Source organism: Pseudomonas sp. HMWF006 (genome assembly GCF_003061205.1).
Classification (GTDB): Bacteria; Pseudomonadota; Gammaproteobacteria; order Pseudomonadales; family Pseudomonadaceae; genus Aquipseudomonas; species Aquipseudomonas monsensis.
The window spans coordinates 21,331-41,649 of record NZ_QAIU01000559.1; the positions used below are offsets into that span (position 1 = coordinate 21,331).

18 protein-coding genes and 1 riboswitch are annotated in these 20,319 nt (G+C 60.7%); of the genes, 8 read left to right on the forward strand and 10 right to left on the reverse strand.

The features are described from left to right. The 3 genes from DBR24_RS25545 to ahcY form a co-directional block, all read right to left on the reverse strand. Positions 1-642, reverse strand: a 642-nt coding sequence (locus tag DBR24_RS25545) for an ABC transporter substrate-binding protein (protein WP_256591826.1), incomplete at its 3' end; no start/stop codon positions are given. Positions 643-811: 169 nt separating this feature from the next. Next, positions 812-1,657, reverse strand: coding sequence for a methylenetetrahydrofolate reductase [NAD(P)H] (metF, locus tag DBR24_RS25550; protein WP_123469496.1), 846 nt, complete (start codon positions 1,655-1,657; stop codon positions 812-814). 185 nt (positions 1,658-1,842) lie between these two features. Beyond that, the gene (gene ahcY, locus DBR24_RS25555; RefSeq protein ID WP_007959684.1) at positions 1,843-3,252 is read right to left on the reverse strand and encodes an adenosylhomocysteinase; all 1,410 of its coding nucleotides are present in this window, start codon (positions 3,250-3,252) and stop codon (positions 1,843-1,845) included. 23 nt (positions 3,253-3,275) lie between these two features. Further along, positions 3,276-3,374, reverse strand: a riboswitch (S-adenosyl-L-homocysteine riboswitch). Between the two features lie 190 nt (positions 3,375-3,564). Here ahcY and DBR24_RS25560 point away from each other — a divergent pair. Next, positions 3,565-3,972 carry an acyl-CoA thioesterase gene (locus DBR24_RS25560; protein ID WP_003229043.1) on the forward strand — a complete coding sequence of 136 codons (408 nt, stop codon included), beginning with the start codon at positions 3,565-3,567 and terminating at the stop codon, positions 3,970-3,972. Between the two features lie 176 nt (positions 3,973-4,148). Beyond that, complete coding sequence (locus DBR24_RS25565; RefSeq protein ID WP_128616112.1) at positions 4,149-5,054, forward strand: formate/nitrite transporter family protein; 906 nt, start codon at positions 4,149-4,151, stop codon at positions 5,052-5,054. On the opposite strand, the gene DBR24_RS25570 is transcribed toward DBR24_RS25565, so the two are convergent. After that, complete coding sequence (locus tag DBR24_RS25570) at positions 5,055-6,320, reverse strand: sodium:proton antiporter (protein WP_123469492.1); 1,266 nt, start codon at positions 6,318-6,320, stop codon at positions 5,055-5,057. A 787-nt stretch (positions 6,321-7,107) separates the two neighbouring features. Continuing rightward, entirely contained in the window at positions 7,108-8,277 is a 1,170-nt protein-coding gene (locus DBR24_RS25575; protein ID WP_128616113.1) for an MFS transporter, read from the reverse strand. A gap of 212 nt (positions 8,278-8,489) precedes the next feature. Between DBR24_RS25575 and DBR24_RS25580 the strand changes: the two genes are divergently transcribed. Then, positions 8,490-9,323: an EamA family transporter gene (locus tag DBR24_RS25580; RefSeq protein ID WP_123469488.1), complete on the forward strand. Its 834-nt coding sequence runs from the start codon at positions 8,490-8,492 to the stop codon at positions 9,321-9,323. Positions 9,324-9,362: 39 nt separating this feature from the next. After that, entirely contained in the window at positions 9,363-9,746 is a 384-nt protein-coding gene (locus tag DBR24_RS25585) for an MAPEG family protein (RefSeq protein WP_123469486.1), read from the forward strand. A 139-nt stretch (positions 9,747-9,885) separates the two neighbouring features. On the opposite strand, the gene DBR24_RS25590 is transcribed toward DBR24_RS25585, so the two are convergent. Next, positions 9,886-11,070 carry a murein transglycosylase A gene (locus DBR24_RS25590; RefSeq protein ID WP_128616114.1) on the reverse strand — a complete coding sequence of 395 codons (1,185 nt, stop codon included), beginning with the start codon at positions 11,068-11,070 and terminating at the stop codon, positions 9,886-9,888. Between the two features lie 128 nt (positions 11,071-11,198). Here DBR24_RS25590 and DBR24_RS25595 point away from each other — a divergent pair, with 128 nt between their 5' ends. After that, on the forward strand, positions 11,199-11,648 hold the full coding sequence (locus DBR24_RS25595; protein ID WP_128616115.1) for a cytochrome c: 450 nt from the start codon (positions 11,199-11,201) through the stop codon (positions 11,646-11,648). A 71-nt stretch (positions 11,649-11,719) separates the two neighbouring features. On the opposite strand, the gene DBR24_RS25600 is transcribed toward DBR24_RS25595, so the two are convergent. The 4 genes from DBR24_RS25600 to DBR24_RS25615 all read right to left on the reverse strand — a co-directional run bounded on the left by DBR24_RS25600 (position 11,720) and on the right by DBR24_RS25615 (position 16,305). Continuing rightward, positions 11,720-12,115, reverse strand: a complete 396-nt coding sequence (locus DBR24_RS25600; RefSeq protein WP_123469479.1) for a DUF1090 domain-containing protein — start codon at positions 12,113-12,115, stop codon at positions 11,720-11,722. 95 nt (positions 12,116-12,210) lie between these two features. After that, the gene (ligB, locus tag DBR24_RS25605; RefSeq protein WP_128616116.1) at positions 12,211-13,887 is read right to left on the reverse strand and encodes an NAD-dependent DNA ligase LigB; all 1,677 of its coding nucleotides are present in this window, start codon (positions 13,885-13,887) and stop codon (positions 12,211-12,213) included. A 213-nt stretch (positions 13,888-14,100) separates the two neighbouring features. Beyond that, entirely contained in the window at positions 14,101-15,291 is a 1,191-nt protein-coding gene (gene metK, locus DBR24_RS25610) for a methionine adenosyltransferase (RefSeq protein WP_128616117.1), read from the reverse strand. A gap of 18 nt (positions 15,292-15,309) precedes the next feature. Then, positions 15,310-16,305, reverse strand: a complete 996-nt coding sequence (locus DBR24_RS25615; RefSeq protein WP_123469473.1) for a metalloregulator ArsR/SmtB family transcription factor — start codon at positions 16,303-16,305, stop codon at positions 15,310-15,312. Positions 16,306-16,563: 258 nt separating this feature from the next. On the opposite strand from DBR24_RS25615, the gene tkt reads away from it, so the two are divergent. From tkt to pgk, 3 genes are all read left to right on the forward strand, one after another. Then, positions 16,564-18,561, forward strand: coding sequence for a transketolase (tkt, locus tag DBR24_RS25620; protein ID WP_123469471.1), 1,998 nt, complete (start codon positions 16,564-16,566; stop codon positions 18,559-18,561). A gap of 151 nt (positions 18,562-18,712) precedes the next feature. Then, positions 18,713-19,765, forward strand: coding sequence for an erythrose-4-phosphate dehydrogenase (gene epd, locus DBR24_RS25625; protein WP_123469467.1), 1,053 nt, complete (start codon positions 18,713-18,715; stop codon positions 19,763-19,765). A 12-nt stretch (positions 19,766-19,777) separates the two neighbouring features. Further along, the coding region (gene pgk / locus DBR24_RS25630; RefSeq protein WP_128616118.1) for a phosphoglycerate kinase at positions 19,778-20,319 on the forward strand (542 nt) is incomplete at its 3' end.

Sequence of the window (20,319 nt, forward strand, 5' to 3'; positions counted from 1 at the left end):
GCCAGCATTGCGCCGAACCGCGAGAAATTGGCTCTGGCGGCTAATGACGGTGGGGTTTTCAGTGATCTGATCGCGAATATTCAATGCATCGAGCAAATGCTGGCCGACGCGGCGATCGGTGATCAACAGGTCGATGCGCCCGCGCACCAGTTTGCCGAAGTTGGCTTCATGGGTCGGTGCCGGCTCGCGGGTAAATAGCGTTGATTCACTGAAATCCGGGCTGTACAGATAGCCGGGCGAGGTGCCGACGGTCAGGCCTTTGAGTTCTTCGAGTCTGCTGAACGGGTGCGGCCGGTCGTTGGCGTAGAACATCACGAATTCGACGTCGGACAGTGGTTCGCTCGGATAGAGCAGGGTGGCTTCGCGTTCGACACTGTGAAAAATGTCGAGTGCACCGTCGGCCTGACCGGTTTCCAGCATCGACAGGCAGCGCTTCCACGGCAGGAACTGCCACTCGACCTCGATGCCCAGGCGCTTGAACACGATGGCGGTGGTTTCGTAGTCCAGCCCGAGTTTCTTGCCGCCGTCTTCGTAGACATAAGGCGCCCACGGCTCGGTGACGATACGCAGCTTCTCGCCCCGAGCGGCAAGGCTCAGGCAAGCAAAAACCAGCACGGCGAATAATTGCGCGATCAAAGGCATGGCTTGAGATTACGACGAGAAACGCGAAAGAGCCAGAAAGTGGCAGCAGAAGCTCTGTTTCGGGGCTTTAAAAGCAAAAGATCGCAGCTGCGACACCCCTGTAGGAGCTGCCGAAGGCTGCGATCTCTTGATCTTGCTTGTCGCTTTCAGCTTGAAGCTTGCAGCTGCTTCACCGCGGCAGTTTCAGGTTGTTCCAGATCGCCAGGCTTGGTTCCGCCTGGTTCATGGAATAGAAGTGCAGACCCGGTGCGCCGCCCTGCAGCAGGCGTTCGCACATCTCGCTGACGACCTGTTCGCCAAAGCGTTGAATGCTTTGTGCGTCATCGCCGTAGGCTTCCAGTTGCTTGCGGATCCAGCGCGGGATTTCCGCACCGCAGGCATCGGAGAAACGCGCCAGCTTGCTGTAGTTGGTGATCGGCATGATCCCCGGCACCACCGGAATATCCACGCCCAGCGCCTGCAAACGGTCGACGAAGTAGAAGTAGCTGTCGGCGTTGAAGAAGTACTGGGTGATTGCGCTGTCGGCGCCGGCGCGAGCCTTGCGCACGAAGTTGGCGAGATCGTCTTCGTAGTTGCGCGCTTGCGGATGCATCTCCGGGTAAGCGGCGACTTCGATGTGGAAATGATCACCGGTTTCTTCACGAATGAATTCAACCAGCTCATTGGCGTGACGCAGCTCACCGCTGGTCATGCCCATGCCAGATGGCAGGTCGCCGCGCAGGGCGACAATGCGCTTGATGCCGGCTGCCTTGTACTCGTTCAGCAGGCCGCGCAGGTCGTCCTTGCTGTCGCCGACGCACGACAGGTGCGGTGCGGCCGGTACTTTGACTTCGTTTTCCAGTTGCAGAACGGTGTTGAGGGTGCGATCACGGGTCGAACCGCCAGCGCCATAGGTGCAGGAAAAGAAGTCAGGGTTGTACGTGGCCAGCTGACGAGCAGTGGCGAGCAGTTTTTCTTGCCCGGCATCGGTTTTGGTCGGGAAGAACTCGAAGCTGTAGCGACGGTCTTGGGACATGGAGGGGACCTCCAGCTACGAGCTGCAAGCTTCAAGCTGCAAGAGGGCGGAGCGCCGGGATCCTGTGCCTGAAGCTTGCAGCCAGCGGCTGCGTAATAACGATGAAGAAGCCAGCGACAGCTACAAGCCTCAAGTAAACCAACCGCTTTTACTTGCAGCTTGCAGCTTGAAGCTCGCAGCTGCTCTTAATAGCGATAGGCGTGCGGCTTGAACGGGCCTTCGACGGTCACGCCGATGTAGTCAGCCTGTTGCTTGGTCAGTTGAGTGACCACGCCGCCGAAACCGCGAACCATTTCCAGGGCCACTTCTTCGTCGAGTTTCTTCGGCAGTACTTCAACGGTCAGGCGCTCGGCTTTCTGGGCAGGCGACAGGTCGGCGTACTTCTGGCCGAACAGGAAGATCTGGGCCAGTACCTGGTTGGCGAACGAACCGTCCATGATGCGGCTTGGGTGACCGGTGGCGTTGCCCAGGTTCACCAGACGGCCTTCGGCCAGCAGGATCAGGTAGTCGTCGTTCTGTGCGTCGAAAGCGCCCGGGCCGGTACGGTGGATCTTGTGTACCTGTGGCTTCACTTCTTCCCATGCCCAGTTCTTGCGCATGAAAGCGGTGTCGATTTCGTTGTCGAAGTGACCGATGTTGCAGACAACAGCGCGCTTCTTCAGGGCTTTGAGCATGTTGGCGTCGCAAACGTTGACGTTACCGGTGGTGGTCACGATCAGGTCGATCTTGCCCAGCAGCGCTTTGTCGATGCTCGCTTCGGTGCCGTCGTTGATGCCGTCGATGAACGGCGAAACCAGCTCGAAACCGTCCATGCACGCTTGCATGGCGCAGATCGGGTCAACTTCGGAAACCTTGACGATCATGCCTTCCTGACGCAGGGACTGCGCGGAGCCCTTGCCCACGTCACCGTAGCCGATGACCAGCGCTTGCTTGCCGGACAGCAGGTGGTCGGTGCCGCGCTTGATCGCATCGTTCAGGCTGTGACGGCAGCCGTACTTGTTGTCGTTCTTGGACTTGGTCACCGAGTCGTTGACGTTGATGGCCGGGATCTTCAGCTCGCCCTTGGCCAGCATGTCCAGCAGGCGGTGAACGCCGGTGGTGGTTTCTTCGGTCACGCCGTGAACGCGGTCCAGCACCTGTGGGTACTTGTCGTGCAGCAGCTGAGTCAGGTCGCCGCCGTCGTCGAGGATCATGTTGGCGTCCCATGGCTGGCCATCTTTCAGGATGGTTTGCTCCAGGCACCACTCGTACTCTTCTTCAGTTTCGCCTTTCCAGGCGAACACCGGGATGCCGGCAGCGGCGATGGACGCAGCAGCCTGATCCTGAGTCGAGAAGATGTTGCAGGACGACCAGCGTACTTCGGCACCCAGGGCAACCAGGGTTTCGATCAGCACGGCAGTCTGAATGGTCATGTGGATGCAGCCGAGGATTTTTGCGCCCTTGAGCGGCTGCTCGGACGCGTACTTGCGGCGCAGACCCATCAGGGCCGGCATTTCCGACTCGGCGATGATGGTTTCGCGACGGCCCCAGGCAGCCAGGGACATGTCGGCAACTTTGTAATCGTTAAAATCTGCAGGCGTGATAACAGCGCTCATGAAGAGCCTCCATTCGTAATGTATGCGAATGGGCGCCGTTGTGCGTTTAGTGTCCGGCCGTGGCCAGTCAACGCCCCATCCGAGCCTGACAGGTTGAACCTGCTGCAGCGCCCCTCGGACAGGTGGCGGGAAAACGGCAGTAGCCGTTCTGAATCGGCGGCGATTATAGCTTTCTTTGTCCGGCTAGTGGCAAGCGGCAAGCTACAAGCGGCAAGTAACAGCGAATCTGCTTTTACTTGCAGCTTGTAGCTTAAAACTTGAAGCTGGGGGGCAAAACCCTGTTGCCCCAACGCCTCAAATCCGGAGCCCCCCATGAATTTCCACACCCGCAAATGGGTAAAACCCGAAGACCTGAACCCCAACGGCACTCTGTTCGGCGGCAGCCTGCTGCGCTGGATCGACGAGGAAGCGGCGATCTACGCCATCGTCCAGTTGGGCAATCAGCGCGTGGTGACCAAGTACATTTCCGAAATCAACTTCGTCAGCGCCTCGCGCCAGGGCGACATCATCGAACTGGGCATCACTGCCACCGAGTTCGGTCGGACCTCAATCACCCTGACCTGCGAAGTGCGTAACAAGATCACCCGCAAGAGCATTCTCACGGTCGAGAAGATGGTTTTCGTGAATCTGGGCGAAGACGGCTTGCCGGCACCGCACGGGCGGACCGAGATCAAGTACGTCAAAGACCAGTTCAAGGAAGATGAATTGGTCACTAAGTAACCTCTAGTTGGCTTCATCGCGAACAGGTTCACTCCTTTGTCAGTGACTGAGTCGTACCTGTAGGCGTGAGTCTGCTCGCGATAGTGGTTTCAGCGTCACCGAAGATTTATCTGACTACTGAACAGCTGTGAACGGCGGGGGTCGTAGCTAAAAGCCCCCCCACTGGTTACCACGCCATGAGCACCCCGACAGACGGCAAGACCCCCGACCTCTCGACCGATGAAAAACATGAAGTCGAGAAAAGCCAGCCGCCCCGCGCGGCGGTTCTGCATGAAATCATCCGCACTCAGGGCGACCAGGAACTGGAGCGCAGCATTGCCGCGCTGTGGTGGTCGGCGCTCGCCGCCGGGTTGACCATGGGCCTGTCGCTGATGGGCATGGGCCTGCTCAATTCGCGCCTGCCCGAGGGCGAGGAATTCAAGGTCATCGCCAGTTTCGGCTACTGCGCGGGTTTCCTCGCGGTGATTCTCGCCCGCCAGCAACTGTTCACTGAAAATACCCTGACTGCCGTCCTGCCGGTGATGTCCAAACCGACCTTGGCGAATTTCGGCCGGTTGATCCGCTTGTGGGCTGTGGTGCTGTTCGGCAATTTGTGCGGCACGATTCTGGTGGCGTACGTGATGCTCGAGCTGCCGATCTTCGATGGCAAAACCGATCACGCCTTTCTCGAAATCGGCCGCAAGGTCATGGAAAACCACGCCAGCCAGATGTTCGCCAAGGGCATTGTCTCCGGCTGGATGATCGCCACGATGGTCTGGATGATCCCGTCCATGGAGAGCGCCAAGATGTGGATCATCATCCTCATTACCTACCTGATGGCGCTGGGCGACTTCACCCACATCGTGGTCGGCTCGGCGGAAGTCTCGTATCTGGTATTTGCCGGTGAATTGCCATGGAGTGATTTCTGGATGGTGTTCGCCGGGCCGACGTTGGCGGGGAACATCATTGGTGGCAGTTTCATCTTCGCGCTGATCAGCCATGCGCAGATCCGCAGCGAGACCGGTACTCCCAAGGAAACGCACAAAGCGCAACAGTCTGCGGATCAGGCCGAAAAGCCTGACCCGCAGCGGATCAGGAAATGATCAATGGTGGGCGGGCTCGGCCGCTGTGGCCGGCTCGTCACGGGTGGCGTGCTTGACCAGTTTGCCGATGGTCAGCCCCTGCAACAGGATCGACGATAGCACCACGATGTAGGTGATGCTCAGCAGCAGATCGCGCTCCGGGCCCAGCGGCAGGGCCAGCGCCAGCGCCACCGAAACGCCGCCGCGCAAACCGCCCCAGGTCAGGATGCGGATGGTGCCGCGCGGCACCGTGCGCCAGCGGCGCAGCAGGACGATCGCCGGGGCCACGGTGAGCAGGCGCGACAGCAGAATCGCCAGCGCCAGCAAACTCGCCGCCGCTATGTGTGCCCAATTGAATGGCAGCAGCAACAGTTCCATGCCGATCAGGGCGAACAGCAGGGCGTTGAGCATGTCATCGAGCAGCTCCCAGAAGCCGTCGAGGTACTTGCGGGTCATGTCGTTCATCGCCAGGTTGCGTCCCAGGTTACCGATGATCAGACCGGCCACCACCATCGCAATCGGCGCCGAGACGTGCAGTTCGGTAGCCATCGCCGAACCGCCGATCACCAGCGCGAGGGTCAGCATCACTGTGATCTGATGCTGCTGGACGCTCTTGATCATCCGGTACACCCCATAACCGATCAGCCCGCCGAACAGCACGCCGCCAATGGCTTCGTGAACGAACAGCATCGCGGTGGCGCTGATGGTCGGCGTCTCGCCCAGTTGGGCGATGCCCAGCAACACGGTAAACACCACCACCGCCGTACCGTCGTTGAACAGCGATTCACCGACGATCGTGGTTTTCAGCGGCTTGGAGGCATTGGCCGTACGCAGTACGCCGAGCACCGCGATTGGGTCGGTCGGCGAAATCAGCGCGCCGAACAGCAGGCAGTACAGGAAGCTCACGTGCCAGCCGAACAGGGCAAAAATGTAATAGGCGAGGCTGCCGATCACGCCGGTGGCGATCAACACACCGAAGGTCGCCAGCAGGCCGATGGGCCAGCGGTAGCTGCGCAGGTCATTCAGGTTGACGTGCAGGGCGCCGGCGAACAGCAGGAACGAGAGCATCCAGTTCATCAGCAGATCGCCGAAGTCGATCTGGCCGATCAGTTGCTGCACGCGCTCTTCAAGACCGGGGTAGCCGAGCACGCTCAGGCCTTGCAGCAGCAGGGAGAACATCAGCGCGGTGACCATCACACCGATGGTGGGGGGCAGGCCGATGAAGCGGTAATTGACGAAGGTGAGCAGGGTGGTGAGGCAGATAAAAGCGGCGACAAGTTCAAGCATCCGGGGTCCTTTGGATGAAGGGTGAGTGGAACGCGCCCGGTGCTTGGGCGCTGGAGTTTGATGGGCTGAAAGCGACTGAGGACACAAGCTTCCCTCACCCCAGCCCTCTCCCGGAGGGAGAGGGAGCCGACCTTATTGTCTTGCGGGATGTATCGACCTGAATAACCGGGTCGATTATGGATTCGGCAATGCGCGTTCAGGTCGGCGTACTTCTGAAACATCCCCGTTCCGTCCCCTCTCCCGGAGGGAGAGGTAGCCGACCTTATTGTCTTGCGGGATGTATCGAGCGGAATAACCGGGTCGATTGTAGATTTGGCAATGCGCGTTCAGGTCGGCGTACTTCTGAAGCATCCCCCATTCAGTCCCCTCTCCCGGAGGGAGAGGGAGCCGACCTTATTGTCCTGCGGGATGTATCGAGCGGAATAACCGGGTCGATTGTAGATTCGGCAATGCGCGTTCAGGTCGGCTTACTTCTGAAGCCTCCCCGTTCAGTCCCCTCTCCCGGAGGGAGAGGTAGCCGACCTTATTGTCTTGCGGGATGTATCGAGCGGAATAACCGGGTCGATTGTAGATTCGGCAATGCGCGTTCAGGTCGGCTTACTTCTGAAGCATCCCCGTTCAGTCCCCTCTCCCGGAGGGAAAGGGAGCCGACCTTATTGTCTTGCGGGATGTATCGACCTGAATAACCGGGTCGATTGTAGATTCGGCAATGCGCGTTCAGGTCGGCTTACTTCTGAAGCATCCCCGTTCAGTCCCCTCTCCCTCTGGGAGAGGGTTAGGGTGAGGGCTAGCCGGACACATTGACCGCAGCCGCGCCACGACGTTGCAGAAAGATGAAAAACAGCGCCGTCAGCACCGTCAGCACGCCGACCAGCGCACCGGTCCACGGCAAGTCCGCCAGATCTGCGCCACTGGCAACCACCAACCCGCCGATCCACGCGCCCGTCGCGTTACCAAGATTGAACGCGCTCTGGTTCAAGGTCGAGCCGAGGTTCGGCGCCTCATGGGCCTGGTCGATGATCATCAGTTGCAGGATCGGGCACAGCGCAAAGGCGAAAATGCCCCACAGCACCAGCGTGATCGCCGCCGGAATCACCGAACGGCTGGTCTGGCTGAACGCCGCCAGAATCACCACCACCGCCAGCGCCACCCCCACCAGCGACGGCAACAGACGGCTGTCGGCCAGGCGGCCACCGAGCATGCTGCCACCTGTCAGGCCGACGCCGAACAACAGCAGCATCACCGTCACGCCGTGGGGGCTGACGCCGGTGATGTCCTGCAGGATCGGTGCAATGTACGTGAACACACTGAACAGGCTGGTCGATGCCAGCACGCTCATACCCAGTGCCAGCAACACGTTGACCTTGCCCAGCACCTTGAACTCGCTGGCGAGGTTGGCCTTGTCCATCGCGATGTGTTTCGGCAGCCACAGCCATTGCGCGAGAGCGGCGATCACGCCGATCACCGACACCGCCCAGAAGGTCGAGCGCCAACCGGCGTATTGGCCGAGCGCGGTGCCCAAGGGCACGCCGAGCACATTGGCCAGGGTCAGACCGGTGAACATCATCGCAATGGCCTGCGCGCGTTTGTTCGGTGCGACCAGTCCGGCGGCCACCACCGAGCCAATGCCGAAAAACGCACCGTGACACAACGCGGTGACCACCCGCGCCGCCATCAGCGTCGCGTAGTTCGGCGCGAGTGCGCAGAGCACGTTGCCGAGGATGAACATCAGCGTCATGCCCAGCAACGTCGCCTTGCGCGGCATGTTGGCGGTGCCGATGGCGAGGATCGGTGCGCCGAACACCACACCCAGGGCGTACCCGGTAATCAACAGTCCGGCGTGAGGGATGCTTACGGCAAGGTCGCGGGCGACATCGGGCAACAGACCCATGATCACGAATTCAGTCGTGCCGATGCCGAATGCGGCAACAGCGAGTGCAAGCAAGGCGAGTGGCATGCGCAAGGTCTCTGTCAGTAGTCTTGACGCTTTGATCAGGCATACGCAGGCCGACGACCGATCTCGAAGGAGTGCGGTGCCGGCGGGAATTATTGGTATTTTTCTGTGCGCAACTGAGTGCGGCGTGGTCGCTTGCAGTATAAACAGCTGCTGACACATCGCGAATCAATAATCTGACTAATTGGCTGGATAACAACAATAAGGGGTGGGACGTGCTGGCGACAGCTCTGGTGTTGGTGGCGGCGCTGTTGCATGCGGCGTGGAATACCCTGATCAAATTCAGCGCCGAGCGGCTGCTGGTGGTGGCGTGCATGGACACCGTGGCGCTGCTGGTCGTCGCCATTGCGTTGCCGTTCGTGAGCTTGCCGCCGGTTGAAATCTGGCCGTGGATTCTTGCGTCGGCGGCGTTTGAACTGCTCTATCGCTATTTGTTGATTCAGGCCTACCGGGTCGGCGATCTCGGCTTGGTCTATCCGCTGATGCGCGGACTGTCGCCATTGGTGGTGTTGGCGCTGACCCTGATCTTCGCCGGTGAGGTGCTCACCACGCAGCAGATCTTCGGGATCATGTTGATTCCGTTTGGCATGGTTTGCCTGCTCTGGCAGGGCGGCGGCGGGAAACACTTGCCGTGGTCGATGCTGCCGGTGGTGGCGCTGATCGGCTTGTGCATCGGGTGCTACACCTACATAGATGGCCAGGCGTTGCGGCGCTGGTCGCACCCGCTCGATTACCTGGTCTGGGTCACGCTGCTCAGCGCCTGGCCATTTCCACTGCTGGCGTGGGTCGCCAAGCGCCCGGCGTTCATGCAGTTCTGGCGTGAGCAATGGAAGCTGGGGCTGGCCGTCGGGTTCTGCGTGTTGTTCAGCTACGCTCTGGTGCTGTGGGCGATGCAGTTGGGCTCGATTGCAGAAGCGGCGGCATTGCGCGAGATCAGCGTGATTCTGGTGGTGCTGTTCGGCATGCGCTACTTGAAAGAACCTTTCGGCCGGCCACGGCTCTTAGCCTGTGGGCTGGTGCTGATCGGCATGCTGGTCATGAAGTTCTGACCGCTCGCGAATTCTATAACTCGAAAAAAGGACGGCGTTATGACGGTGGCTCTGTGGTGTGTGTTGATCGCGATTTTTCTGCCCTATGTGTGCACGATTGTGGCCAAGGCCGCGGGCGGTTTCCGGCTGAGTGACAACCATGATCCTCGGGATTTTCTCGAAAGCGTGGGCGGCGTGGCACGACGGGCGCATGCAGCACAACTCAACAGTTTTGAAGTGATGCCGGCGTTTGCCGCCGCGGTGATCGTCGCGCATCTGGTGGGCACGGCGCAGTTGGTGACGGTGAATGTGCTGGCGGTGATGTTTATCACCAGTCGCCTGCTGTACATCATCTGCTACCTGGCGGACTGGGCAATTCTGCGGTCGCTGGTGTGGTTTGTCGGGATGGGGTTGATTGCCGCGTTCTTCTTTGTGTCTGTTTGATTATTGTTGTTGCTGCTGGCCTCATCGCGGGCAAGCCCGCTCCCACAAGGTTTTTTGGTGTACACAAAATATGTGGTCACCATCAATTACTGTGGGAGCGGGCTTGCCCGCGATGGCGATTGATCAGGCAACAAACATCTCAGGATTTGTCCTTGGGGGCATCCGCCACCTGCGGCACTTGCGGCAGCGCCGCTCCCTTGGGCCAGAGCATCCAGATCTGCCCCTGCTGTTTCATGTCCCCGGCCAGTTGCCCGGCTGCATCGCCCGTGCCCCAGAACAGATCCGCACGCACCTCGCCGGCGATCGCGCCGCCAGTGTCCTGCGCCGCAACCGGGCGAACCAGTGCGGTGCCATCCGGTTTCGTGGTCGACAGCCACAACAGGCTACCCAGCGGAATCACCTTGCGATCCACGGCGGCGCTGTAACCGGCGGTCAGCGGCACATTCAGCGAGCCACGCGGGCCTTCGTTGCTGTCCGGGTTGCGGGTGAAGAACACGTAGCTCGGGTTGCTGCCCAGCAGTTCCGGAATGCGCGACGGGTTGGCCTTGGCCCAGTTGCTGATCGCGCCCATGGTCACGTCTTCTTTCTTCAACTCGCCCTGCTCCACCAGCCAGCGGCCGATGGGCCGGTACGGGTGGCCGTTCTGGTCGGCGTAGGCGATGCGCAGTTGCTTGCCATCCGGTGTCTGAATCCGCCCTGAACCCTGGATCTGCAAAAACTGCAGGTTCATCGGATCGGTCAGGTAGGCCACCACCGGCGCTTTGACGCCTTTGGATTCGATGGTCGCCGCGTCGTCGTAAGGCTTGAGCACTCGACCTTCGAGACGGCCACGCAGGCGTTTGCCCTTGAGTTCCGGATAAATGCTCTCCAGCGAGACGATGATCATGTCTTCCGGCACGCCATACACCGGCACGTTGGCCACGTCGGTGGGCGTCAGGCTGCCAGGGTAGACCGGTTCGTAGTAACCGGTGATCAGGCCGTTGGGGTTGTCATGCTCGGCGCGCAGACCGAACACATCGAGGTTCTGCTTGAGGAACGCGCGAATCTCGTTGGCGCTCTGCGGCACGTTGGTTGCCGCGGCGCACGTGCCACCCCAGACCGGATCAGCTTTGAGTCGGGTGCAAGCGCTGCGCCATGAGCCGAAACCGGCGACCAGATCGCTGTCGGACACCGCCGGCAGGGATTCCCAGGTGGCGCTGGAATAGGTGGCCAAGGCGTGGGTTTTCGGTTTGGCATTGTCGCCGCCCGTACAGCCGGCAAGGATTGCCAGCAGCGGCAGGGTTGCGATCAGTGGGTGACGCCAGGCCTTGAAACGGCTGTTCATGGAGTGATTCCTGTGCCGGTCGCCCGAGTGCTCCATGCGCTCGAACAACCCGTATTTTTAATAGGGCTATTGGTGTTTGTCGGGGAGGCGAGGATACTGGCCGCCGAATTCCGTGACCTGAAGCCGCCATGACTCTTAAACGAATTGCTGTTGTATTGCTGGCCTGCCTGACCCTGTCCGCCTGTGGCGGTGTCGATCCGAATTCCCCGTTGGGCCAGCGCAAGGCGATCTTCAAGCAGATGCTCAAGACCGGCGAAGAGCTCGGTGGCATGTTGCGTGGGCGCATTGCGTTCGACGGGCCGAAGTTCGCCGACGGTGCGGTGAAACTCGATGCGCTGTCCCATGAGCCGTGGAAGCATTTCCCGCAGGTGCGCGAAGCCGATCACACCAGCGCCAAGGACGAAGTCTGGTCGCGTCAGGCCCGCTTTCAGGAACTGGCTCGCAACCTTGAGGCGGCCACCGGTGAATTGGTGATCGCCAGCCAGGTTCAGCCGTACAAGGCCAGCAACCTCGGGCCTGCGGTGCAGAAAGTTGAAGATGCCTGCAGCGCTTGCCATAAGGAATTTCGCGATCATTGATTGCATGAGGTGGCTGAGACAATTGAGCCCCTGTGGCGAGGGCGCTTGCTCCCTCGCCACAGGGGCATCGGTTACTTGTCGATTTGGTCCAGCGCATCCTGCAGTTCCTTGCGCGACTCGGCGAGCTTGTCCTTGCGCTTGTTGATCTTCTCCGGATCGCCTTTCTTCATGGCTTTGTCGAGGTCAGCCTGACGCTGGCTCACTTCGTGTTTGGCTTCGAGTACCTTGTTTTCGCGTTCTTTCTTCAAGCCAGCGTCGGTGCAGTGTTCAGTCACTTCGCGCAGGGCTGTTTCCAGGCCGGCCTGTTGATCGGCATTGCCGCGGGATTTGGCCTGTTCGATCTGGTTCATGATGCCCTGCTTCTTGGCAGCGCAACCGGTCAGGCCCGGGGCGTCTTCGTCGGCCATCACGGGGGCGGCCATGATGCCGCAAAGGGTCAGCATGGCGAGCGGTGCGAGAAATTTCATAAAAGCTCCATGTGCAAAGGCAATCGGTCGGTTGGGCACTGCGCTGTTGGAGCGCCTCGGGGCCGTTGGGTTCCCGGCGTGCCGGGATCGCGTAGTCAGAAACCGTCGATGCCGGCGGCCTGTAGGGTTTCGCTCAAGGCCAGTACCTGCGGGTCGCGAAAGAATGCGCTCAATTGCGCTGCGCGTCCCGGGCCGATACCGGCTTCAGCCTGCCATTGTTCGGTGTCGCGTCGGGCCAGCGCCTGCCATGAGTCAGGCAGTTGTGCCTGGCCGGTCGGCGGTAACCCCAGCGCTTTCAGCCACTGGCCGAAGGGCCGTTGGCGGGCACTGTGAAAACTGTGAATCAGGCGTTCGCTGCTGCGCTTGCCGAAGCCGGCAATGTTAGCAAGCTCTGGTGCGTCGAGAGTCAACCAATCCAGCAGGTTGTTCAGGTGGCCTGTTTCGAGAAGTTTCTCCCAAGTGCCACGGCCGACATGTTGCATCGCCAGACCTTGCTTGCCACTGAGCCAGGTCAGGCGAGCGAGAAACTGGCTTTCGCAACCGGGTGTCGGTTGCCAGCAACTCAAGGCGTGGAAATCACGGGCGTCGGGGACGTCAATGTCGGCCCGCTCGGTCGTGCGCAGTACTACGCTGTCGAGCCGTGGAATCGTCAGCCCGGCCAGGCTGATTGCCACTTGGTCACCGGGACGGATATCCAGCGTCTGCCAGCGCTTGAGCGAACTGGCGCTCACGCGTTTTATCTCCCGGTCATCGAGCATGATCGGCGTCAGCTCCAGCACGGGTGTGATGCGGCCGGTGCGACCGATTTTGAAATTCACTTTGCGCACCTCGGCCAGCGCCTGGGCAAACGGGTATTTCCAGGCCACCGCCCAGTAGGGCGCGCTCGCCTGCCAACGCTCGGCCGGTGGGCGCTGGCTTTGACGCAGCACAATGCCGTCGCTGGCGAATGGCAGTGGTGATCGATACCAGTGCTCACGCCACTTTTGTGCGTCTTCAAGGTTGGCGATGGCCTGACTGAATGGCGCTGTCGTGGCGAAACCCAGTGTCGCCAGCGTCGCTATTCTTTCGGGCAGACTCGCCGGTCCCTGTGGCCAATCCCAGACGAACAGACCGATCCCGGCCGCCTGCTCGGCGCTCAGGGTTTTCCGGCTCATCAGTCCGGCAACCGTGGCGCGGGCGTTGACGCTGCCGGCGCGGGCCTGCACATGTCGAGTCAGACGCCAGTAGAGTTCGCCCTGGACCAGCAGATCGAGGGGCTGCGTCAGTTGTTGAGGAATGGCGTGGATCTTTTGCGCTGACGCCGTCCAGTCCTGGCCGCTGCTACCGTCACCGCGACTGATCGCCTGCTGCAACAGGCCGCGACGGTAGATCAGTGTCACTGCGACGCCATCGACCTTGGGTTGTACCCAGACATCCCGGCGGTCCTGCAGCCAGGCTTGAACCGCCGCCGCCTCATGAAGTTTATCCAGGCCTGTGTGTGCAACCGGATGCGCGATGGGCCCCGTTGCACTGCGCAAAGGTTGCGGCGCCGCTGGCCGCTGGAAACACTGTCGCCATTCGTTGAGCCGCAAGCGGGCTTGATCATAGAGGTCGTCGGCAAGCAGCGAACGGCCTCCGCGATGATAGGCTTCGTCCCATTGGTCGATCTGTTTTTGCAGGGCGGTGATTTCGTTTTGCGCGGTGGCGGCAGGCCATTCGGGGCAGGCGGCGTAAGCGATCAGGTGGATGAAACTCAGCAGAACAACTGAAAACAGGCGCAGCGTCGCAAGCATGGTGAGCGTCCTTGCTCAGGGGGAATGCTTAAAGGCTAGGCGAGGATTTTGAAGTGGGTTGGCGGGGTTTTTTGCCGGGTGTTTCGGTTGGAAAGTCATGTTGTCTGTTCGGGCATCTAGCGAGCAGGCTCGCTCCCACAGGGTATTGCGCACGCATGAAAAAGCCCCGCACGGCGCGAACCGTGCGGGGCTTTTTTGTACCGCCAGGGCGTCTTACAGACCAGCAGCGGAACGCAAGGCGTCGGCGCGGTCGGTTTTTTCCCAGGTGAAGGTGGTGAAGGTGTCTTCGCCAACTGTCTTGGTCTGCGATGCACGACCGAAGTGGCCGTAGGCTGCAGTTTCCTGGTACATCGGGTGCAGCAGGTCGAGCATGGTGGTGATTGCGTATGGACGCAGGTCGAACACTTCACGCACCAGTTTGATGATCTTGTCATCGCTGATCTTGCCGGTGCCGAAGGTGTTCAGCGAGATCGACGTCGGCTGGGCGACGCCGATCGCGTAGGAAACCTGAATCTCGCAACGCTCGGCCAGGCCGGCAGCGACGATGTTCTTGGCCACGTAACGGCCAGCGTAGGCCGCCGAACGGTCAACCTTCGATGGATCTTTACCGGAGAACGCGCCGCCGCCGTGACGGGCCATGCCGCCGTAGCTGTCGACGATGATCTTGCGACCGGTCAGACCGCAGTCACCTACCGGGCCGCCAATGATGAACTGGCCGGTCGGGTTGATGTGGAACTGGGTGTCCTTGCTCAGCAGTTCGGCAGGCAACACGTGCTTGACGATCAGCTCCATCACGCCTTCGCGCAGGTCTTTGTACGAGACTTCCGGGTTGTGCTGGGTCGACAGTACAACAGCGTCGATACCCACCACCTTGCCGCCTTCGTAACGGCAAGTCACTTGCGACTTGGCGTCCGGACGCAGCCAAGGCAGCAGACCCGATTTACGGGCTTCGGCCTGGCGCTGCACCAACTGGTGCGAGAAGGTGATCGGCGCAGGCATCAGTACTTCGGTTTCGTTGCTGGCGTAGCCGAACATCAGGCCCTGGTCGCCGGCGCCCTGATCTTCAGGCTTGGCACGGTCAACACCCTGGTTGATGTCAGGGGACTGCTTGCCGATGATGTTCATCACGCCGCAGGTCGCGCCGTCGAAGCCGACGTCGGAGCTGGTGTAGCCGATGTCGCAGATCACGTCGCGAACGATCTGCTCCAGGTCGACCCAGGCGCTGGTGGTCACTTCACCGGCAACGATGGCAACGCCGGTCTTGACCAGCGTTTCCACAGCCACGCGTGCGTGTTTGTCCTGGGCAATAATGGCGTCCAGCACCGCATCGGAAATCTGGTCGGCGATTTTGTCCGGATGTCCTTCAGACACGGACTCGGAGGTGAAGAGGGAGTATTCGCTCATCTCGATGTTTTCCTGAATTTACCGATGGTGAGTGTCGCCAGCCGGTCGCAGAAAGTGGCGAACCTGGATCTGGAAACCATTACGTAAGCCTACATAGAGGCTGTCCCCGGGAACGAGCCCCGCAGCGGTGGCCCAACGGGCCAAATCGTCCTGTTCAAACCCCAACCACAGATCACCGCAGGCCTCCCTGGCCCAACTCTGGTTGTGGCTACATAACTCTGTCACGAGCAGGCTACCGCCCGGTTGCAGCAGGCCGGCCATGTGCTTGAGCGCTTCGGCCGGCGCGGCGAAATGGTGCAACACCATATTCAATACGACGCAATCGGCCTGAAGGCTGATGCCATTCAATGCATCGGCCAATTGCAGGCTGACGTTAGCCAGTTGTTCACGTTCACATACCTGACGCGCCAGTTCGAGCATCGCCGGGCTGTTGTCCAGCGCGGTGACGGTGCCGAAGCGGCGGGCCAGTTCCGGCAGGAAAGCACCGTCGCCGGGGCCGACTTCAATGGCCGTGGCAGCACCATTGAAGTTCAGTTTGTCGAGCAGGGCCAGCACGCTGTCACGGTATTGCGGCAGGCCTGCGATCAGGTCTTGCTGGGCGCGAAACTTCTCCGCCACACGTGCAAAAAAATCCTGGCTGGCGGCCTCACGTTGTCCGTGTACCTGAGCGATGCGCGCCTGCACGTCATCCGGCAGTGCCAGATTGTCGACTTCTTCTAACAATGCCGCGTGCAGCTTGCCGCCGAGCAATTCGGGGTGGGGCAGGGCGCGGCGATAGAAAATCGCGTTGCCTTCGCGGCGTGTCGCCACCAGATCGGCCTGGGCCAGCACCTTGAGGTGGTGGCTCATGCCGGACTGACCGATGCCGAAAATCTGCGCCAGCTCCAGGACCCCGAACGAGTCGTTGGCCAGCGCGCGCAATACATTCAGGCGCAGCGGGTCGCCACCGGCCTTGCACAAGGCCGCCAGCTCGTCGCAATCGTCATGTCGAATGGAAGGCGCGCGTAAGTTCATGGGGCAGCAGTCTAGTGACGGGGCTAAATCCTCGCAAGAGCAATATCAAAAAGTTTTGATATTGCTCGATAGATGGCACTTCTCACCGGCTGGTTAACTCTACAAACGAACAGCGGAAAGGTTTCACCAGCGGAAACCGCCGTTAACCATGGGAAAAACGCCTCCGGATGACTATCTGTCATTGCCCCGAGGCGCTCCGGTGAGGGAAAATGCCCTCCTTTTTTCCGTTTCAATCTATTCACACCCAGGAGATCAGCGATGCCTAGCCGTCGTGAGCGTGCCAACGCCATTCGTGCCCTCAGCATGGATGCCGTGCAAAAAGCCAACAGCGGCCATCCCGGTGCCCCTATGGGTATGGCAGATATCGCCGAAGTGCTTTGGCGCGACTACCTCAAGCACAACCCGAGCAATCCATCGTTCGCCGACCGTGACCGCTTCGTGCTGTCCAACGGCCACGGCTCGATGTTGATCTACTCGCTGCTGCACCTGACCGGTTACGACCTGTCGATCGACGACCTCAAGCAGTTCCGTCAATTGCACAGCCGCACCCCGGGTCACCCGGAATTCGGCTACACCCCGGGCGTTGAAACCACCACCGGCCCGCTGGGTCAGGGTCTGGCCAACGCTGTCGGTTTCGCCCTGGCAGAAAAAGTCCTCGGCGCGCAGTTCAACCGTCCTGGCCACAACATCGTCGACCACCACACCTACGTGTTCCTGGGTGATGGCTGCATGATGGAAGGCATTTCCCACGAAGTCGCTTCCCTGGCCGGTACGCTGGGTCTGGGCAAGCTGATCGCCTTCTACGATGACAACGGTATCTCCATCGACGGCGAAGTCGAAGGCTGGTTCACCGATGACACCCCGAAGCGTTTTGAATCCTACAACTGGCAAGTGATCCGCAATGTTGACGGTCACGACCCGGAAGAGATCAAGACCGCCATCGAAACCGCGCGCAAGAGCCCGCTGCCGACCCTGATCTGCTGCAAGACCACCATCGGTTTCGGTTCGCCGAACAAGCAGGGCAAGGAAGACTGCCACGGTGCCCCGCTGGGTGACGCGGAAATCGCCCTGACCCGTCAGGCGCTGAACTGGAACTACGGCCCGTTCGAAATCCCGGCCGACATTTATGCCGAGTGGGATGCCAAGGAAAAAGGTCGCGCCGCCGAAGCCGAGTGGGATCAGCGTTTCGCGGCCTACTCCGCTGCGTTCCCGACCGAAGCCAACGAGCTGATCCGTCGTCTGAGTGGTGAGCTGCCGGCTGACTTCGCTGAAAAAGCCTCGGCGTACATCGCTGAAGTCGCGGCCAAGGGCGAAACCATCGCCAGCCGTAAAGCCAGCCAGAACACCCTGAACGCGTTCGGCCCGCTGCTGCCGGAAATGCTTGGCGGTTCGGCTGACCTGGCCGGTTCCAACCTGACCCTGTGGAAAGGTTGCAAAGGCGTCAGCGCTGAAGATGCCAGCGGCAACTACATGTACTACGGCGTGCGCGAGTTCGGCATGACCGCGATCATGAACGGCGTGTCTCTGCACGGCGGCCTGGTGCCTTACGGCGCGACCTTCCTGATGTTCATGGAATACGCCCGCAACGCGGTGCGCATGTCGGCGCTGATGAAGAAGCGCGTAATCCATGTCTACACCCACGACTCCATCGGTCTGGGCGAAGACGGCCCGACGCACCAGCCGATCGAGCAACTGACCAGCCTGCGCACCACGCCGAACCTCGACACCTGGCGTCCAGCCGATGCCGTGGAATCGGCCGTGGCCTGGAAAAACGCTCTGGAGCGCAAGGACGGCCCGTCGGCGCTGATCTTCTCGCGTCAGAACCTGCAACACCAGGAACGCGATGCCGGCCAGATTGCCGACATCAGCCGCGGTGGCTATGTGCTGAAGGACTGCGCAGGCGAGCCTGAGCTGATCCTGATCGCCACGGGTTCGGAAGTCGGTCTGGCCGTTCAGGCCTTCGACAAACTGACCGAGCAAGGCCGCAAGGTGCGTGTGGTGTCCATGCCGTGCACCAGCGTGTTCGATGCTCAGGACGCTGGCTACAAGCAATCGGTGCTGCCGTTGCAGGTCAGCGCACGTATCGCGATCGAAGCGGCACACGCCGACTTCTGGTTCAAGTACGTGGGCCTGGAAGGTCGCGTGATCGGCATGACCACCTACGGTGAGTCGGCGCCGGCTTCGGCATTGTTCGAAGAGTTCGGTTTTACCCTGGAAAACATCCTGGGTCAGGCTGAAGAGCTGCTGGAAGACTAAGTCCGACAGTTGTGTTGTCTGGGCTGACGCCTTCGCGAGCAAGCTCGCTCCCACATTGGAATGCATTTCCCTGTGGGAGCGAGCTTGCTCGCGAAAGCTTTGGTTCGGGCAACGTCGCACTGCCTGATTCACCACGGTAATCGAGAACCCCATGCCTCAACCGCGTCCCTACAAAGTTGCACTCAACGGCTACGGCCGGATTGGTCGTTGCGTCTTGCGTGCGTTGTTTGAGCGAGGCGAAAAAGCCGGGTTTGAAATTGTCGCAATCAACGATCTGGCGGACATGGCCAGCATCGAATACCTGACACGCTTCGACTCCACGCACGGCCGCTTTCCCGGCGAAGTGCGAGTAGACGGCGACTGTCTGCATATTAATGGCGACTGCGTGAAGGTTCTGCGCAGTGCCACCCCCGAAGGCATTGATTGGGCGTCGCTGGGCGTCGATCTGGTGCTCGAATGCTCCGGCGCTTATCACACCCGTGAAGACGGCCAGCGGTTCCTCGACGCCGGTGCGCCACGGGTATTGTTCTCGCAGCCGATGGCCAGCGAGGCGGATGTCGACGCCACCATCGTCTACGGCGTTAATCAGGACTGCCTGACCGGCGACGAACTGCTGGTGTCCAACGCCTCCTGCACCACCAACTGCGGCGTGCCGCTGTTGCGCCTGCTGGACAAGGCGATCGGCCTCGATTACGTGTCGATCACCACGATTCACTCGGCGATGAACGATCAGCCAGTGATCGACGCCTATCACCACGAAGACCTGCGCCGCACCCGTTCGGCGTTCCAGTCGGTGATTCCGGTGTCCACCGGTCTGGCGCGTGGTATCGAGCGCCTGCTGCCGGAACTTGCCGGGCGAATTCAGGCCAAAGCCGTACGCGTGCCGACGGTCAACGTGTCCTGCCTCGACATCACGATGCAGACCGCCACGGCGACCGATGCCAATGAGGTCAACCGGATCCTGCGCGAAGCCGCCTCCAGCGGCCCGCTCAAAGGTCTGCTGGCTTACACCGAGCTTCCCCACGCAAGCTGTGATTTTAATCATGACCCACATTCGGCCATCGTCGATGCCAGTCAGACCCGTGTTTCCGGCCCCAGGCTGGTGAACATCCTGGCCTGGTTCGACAACGAGTGGGGGTTTGCCAACCGAATGCTGGACGTTGCAGAACACTATCTGCAAACAGCAACTTCAAAAAAACCGTAGGAAGTGCGACCCATGACCGTGTTGAAGATGTCCGACCTCGATCTGCAAGGTAAGCGCGTATTGATCCGCGAAGACCTCAACGTCCCAGTCAAGGACGGTGTTGTCACCAGCGATGCGCGTATCCTGGCTTCGCTGCCGACCATCAAGCTGGCCCTGGAAAAAGGTGCGGCCGTGATGGTCTGCTCGCACCTGGGCCGTCCGACCGAAGGCGAGTTCTCCGCCGAGAACAGCCTCAAGCCAGTTGCTGACTACCTGAGCAAGGCCTTGGGCCGCGAAGTGCCGCTGGTGGCCGATTACCTGGGCGGCGTTGACGTCAAGGCCGGCGACATCGTGCTGTTCGAAAACGTGCGCTTCAACAAAGGCGAGAAAAAGAACGCCGACGACCTGGCCCAGCAATACGCCGCCCTGTGCGACGTGTTCGTGATGGATGCCTTCGGCACCGCACACCGCGCCGAAGGTTCGACCCACGGCGTGGCCAAGTTCGCCAAGGTGGCCGCTGCCGGCCCGCTGCTGGCCGCTGAACTGGACGCACTGGGCAAGGCGCTGGGCGCACC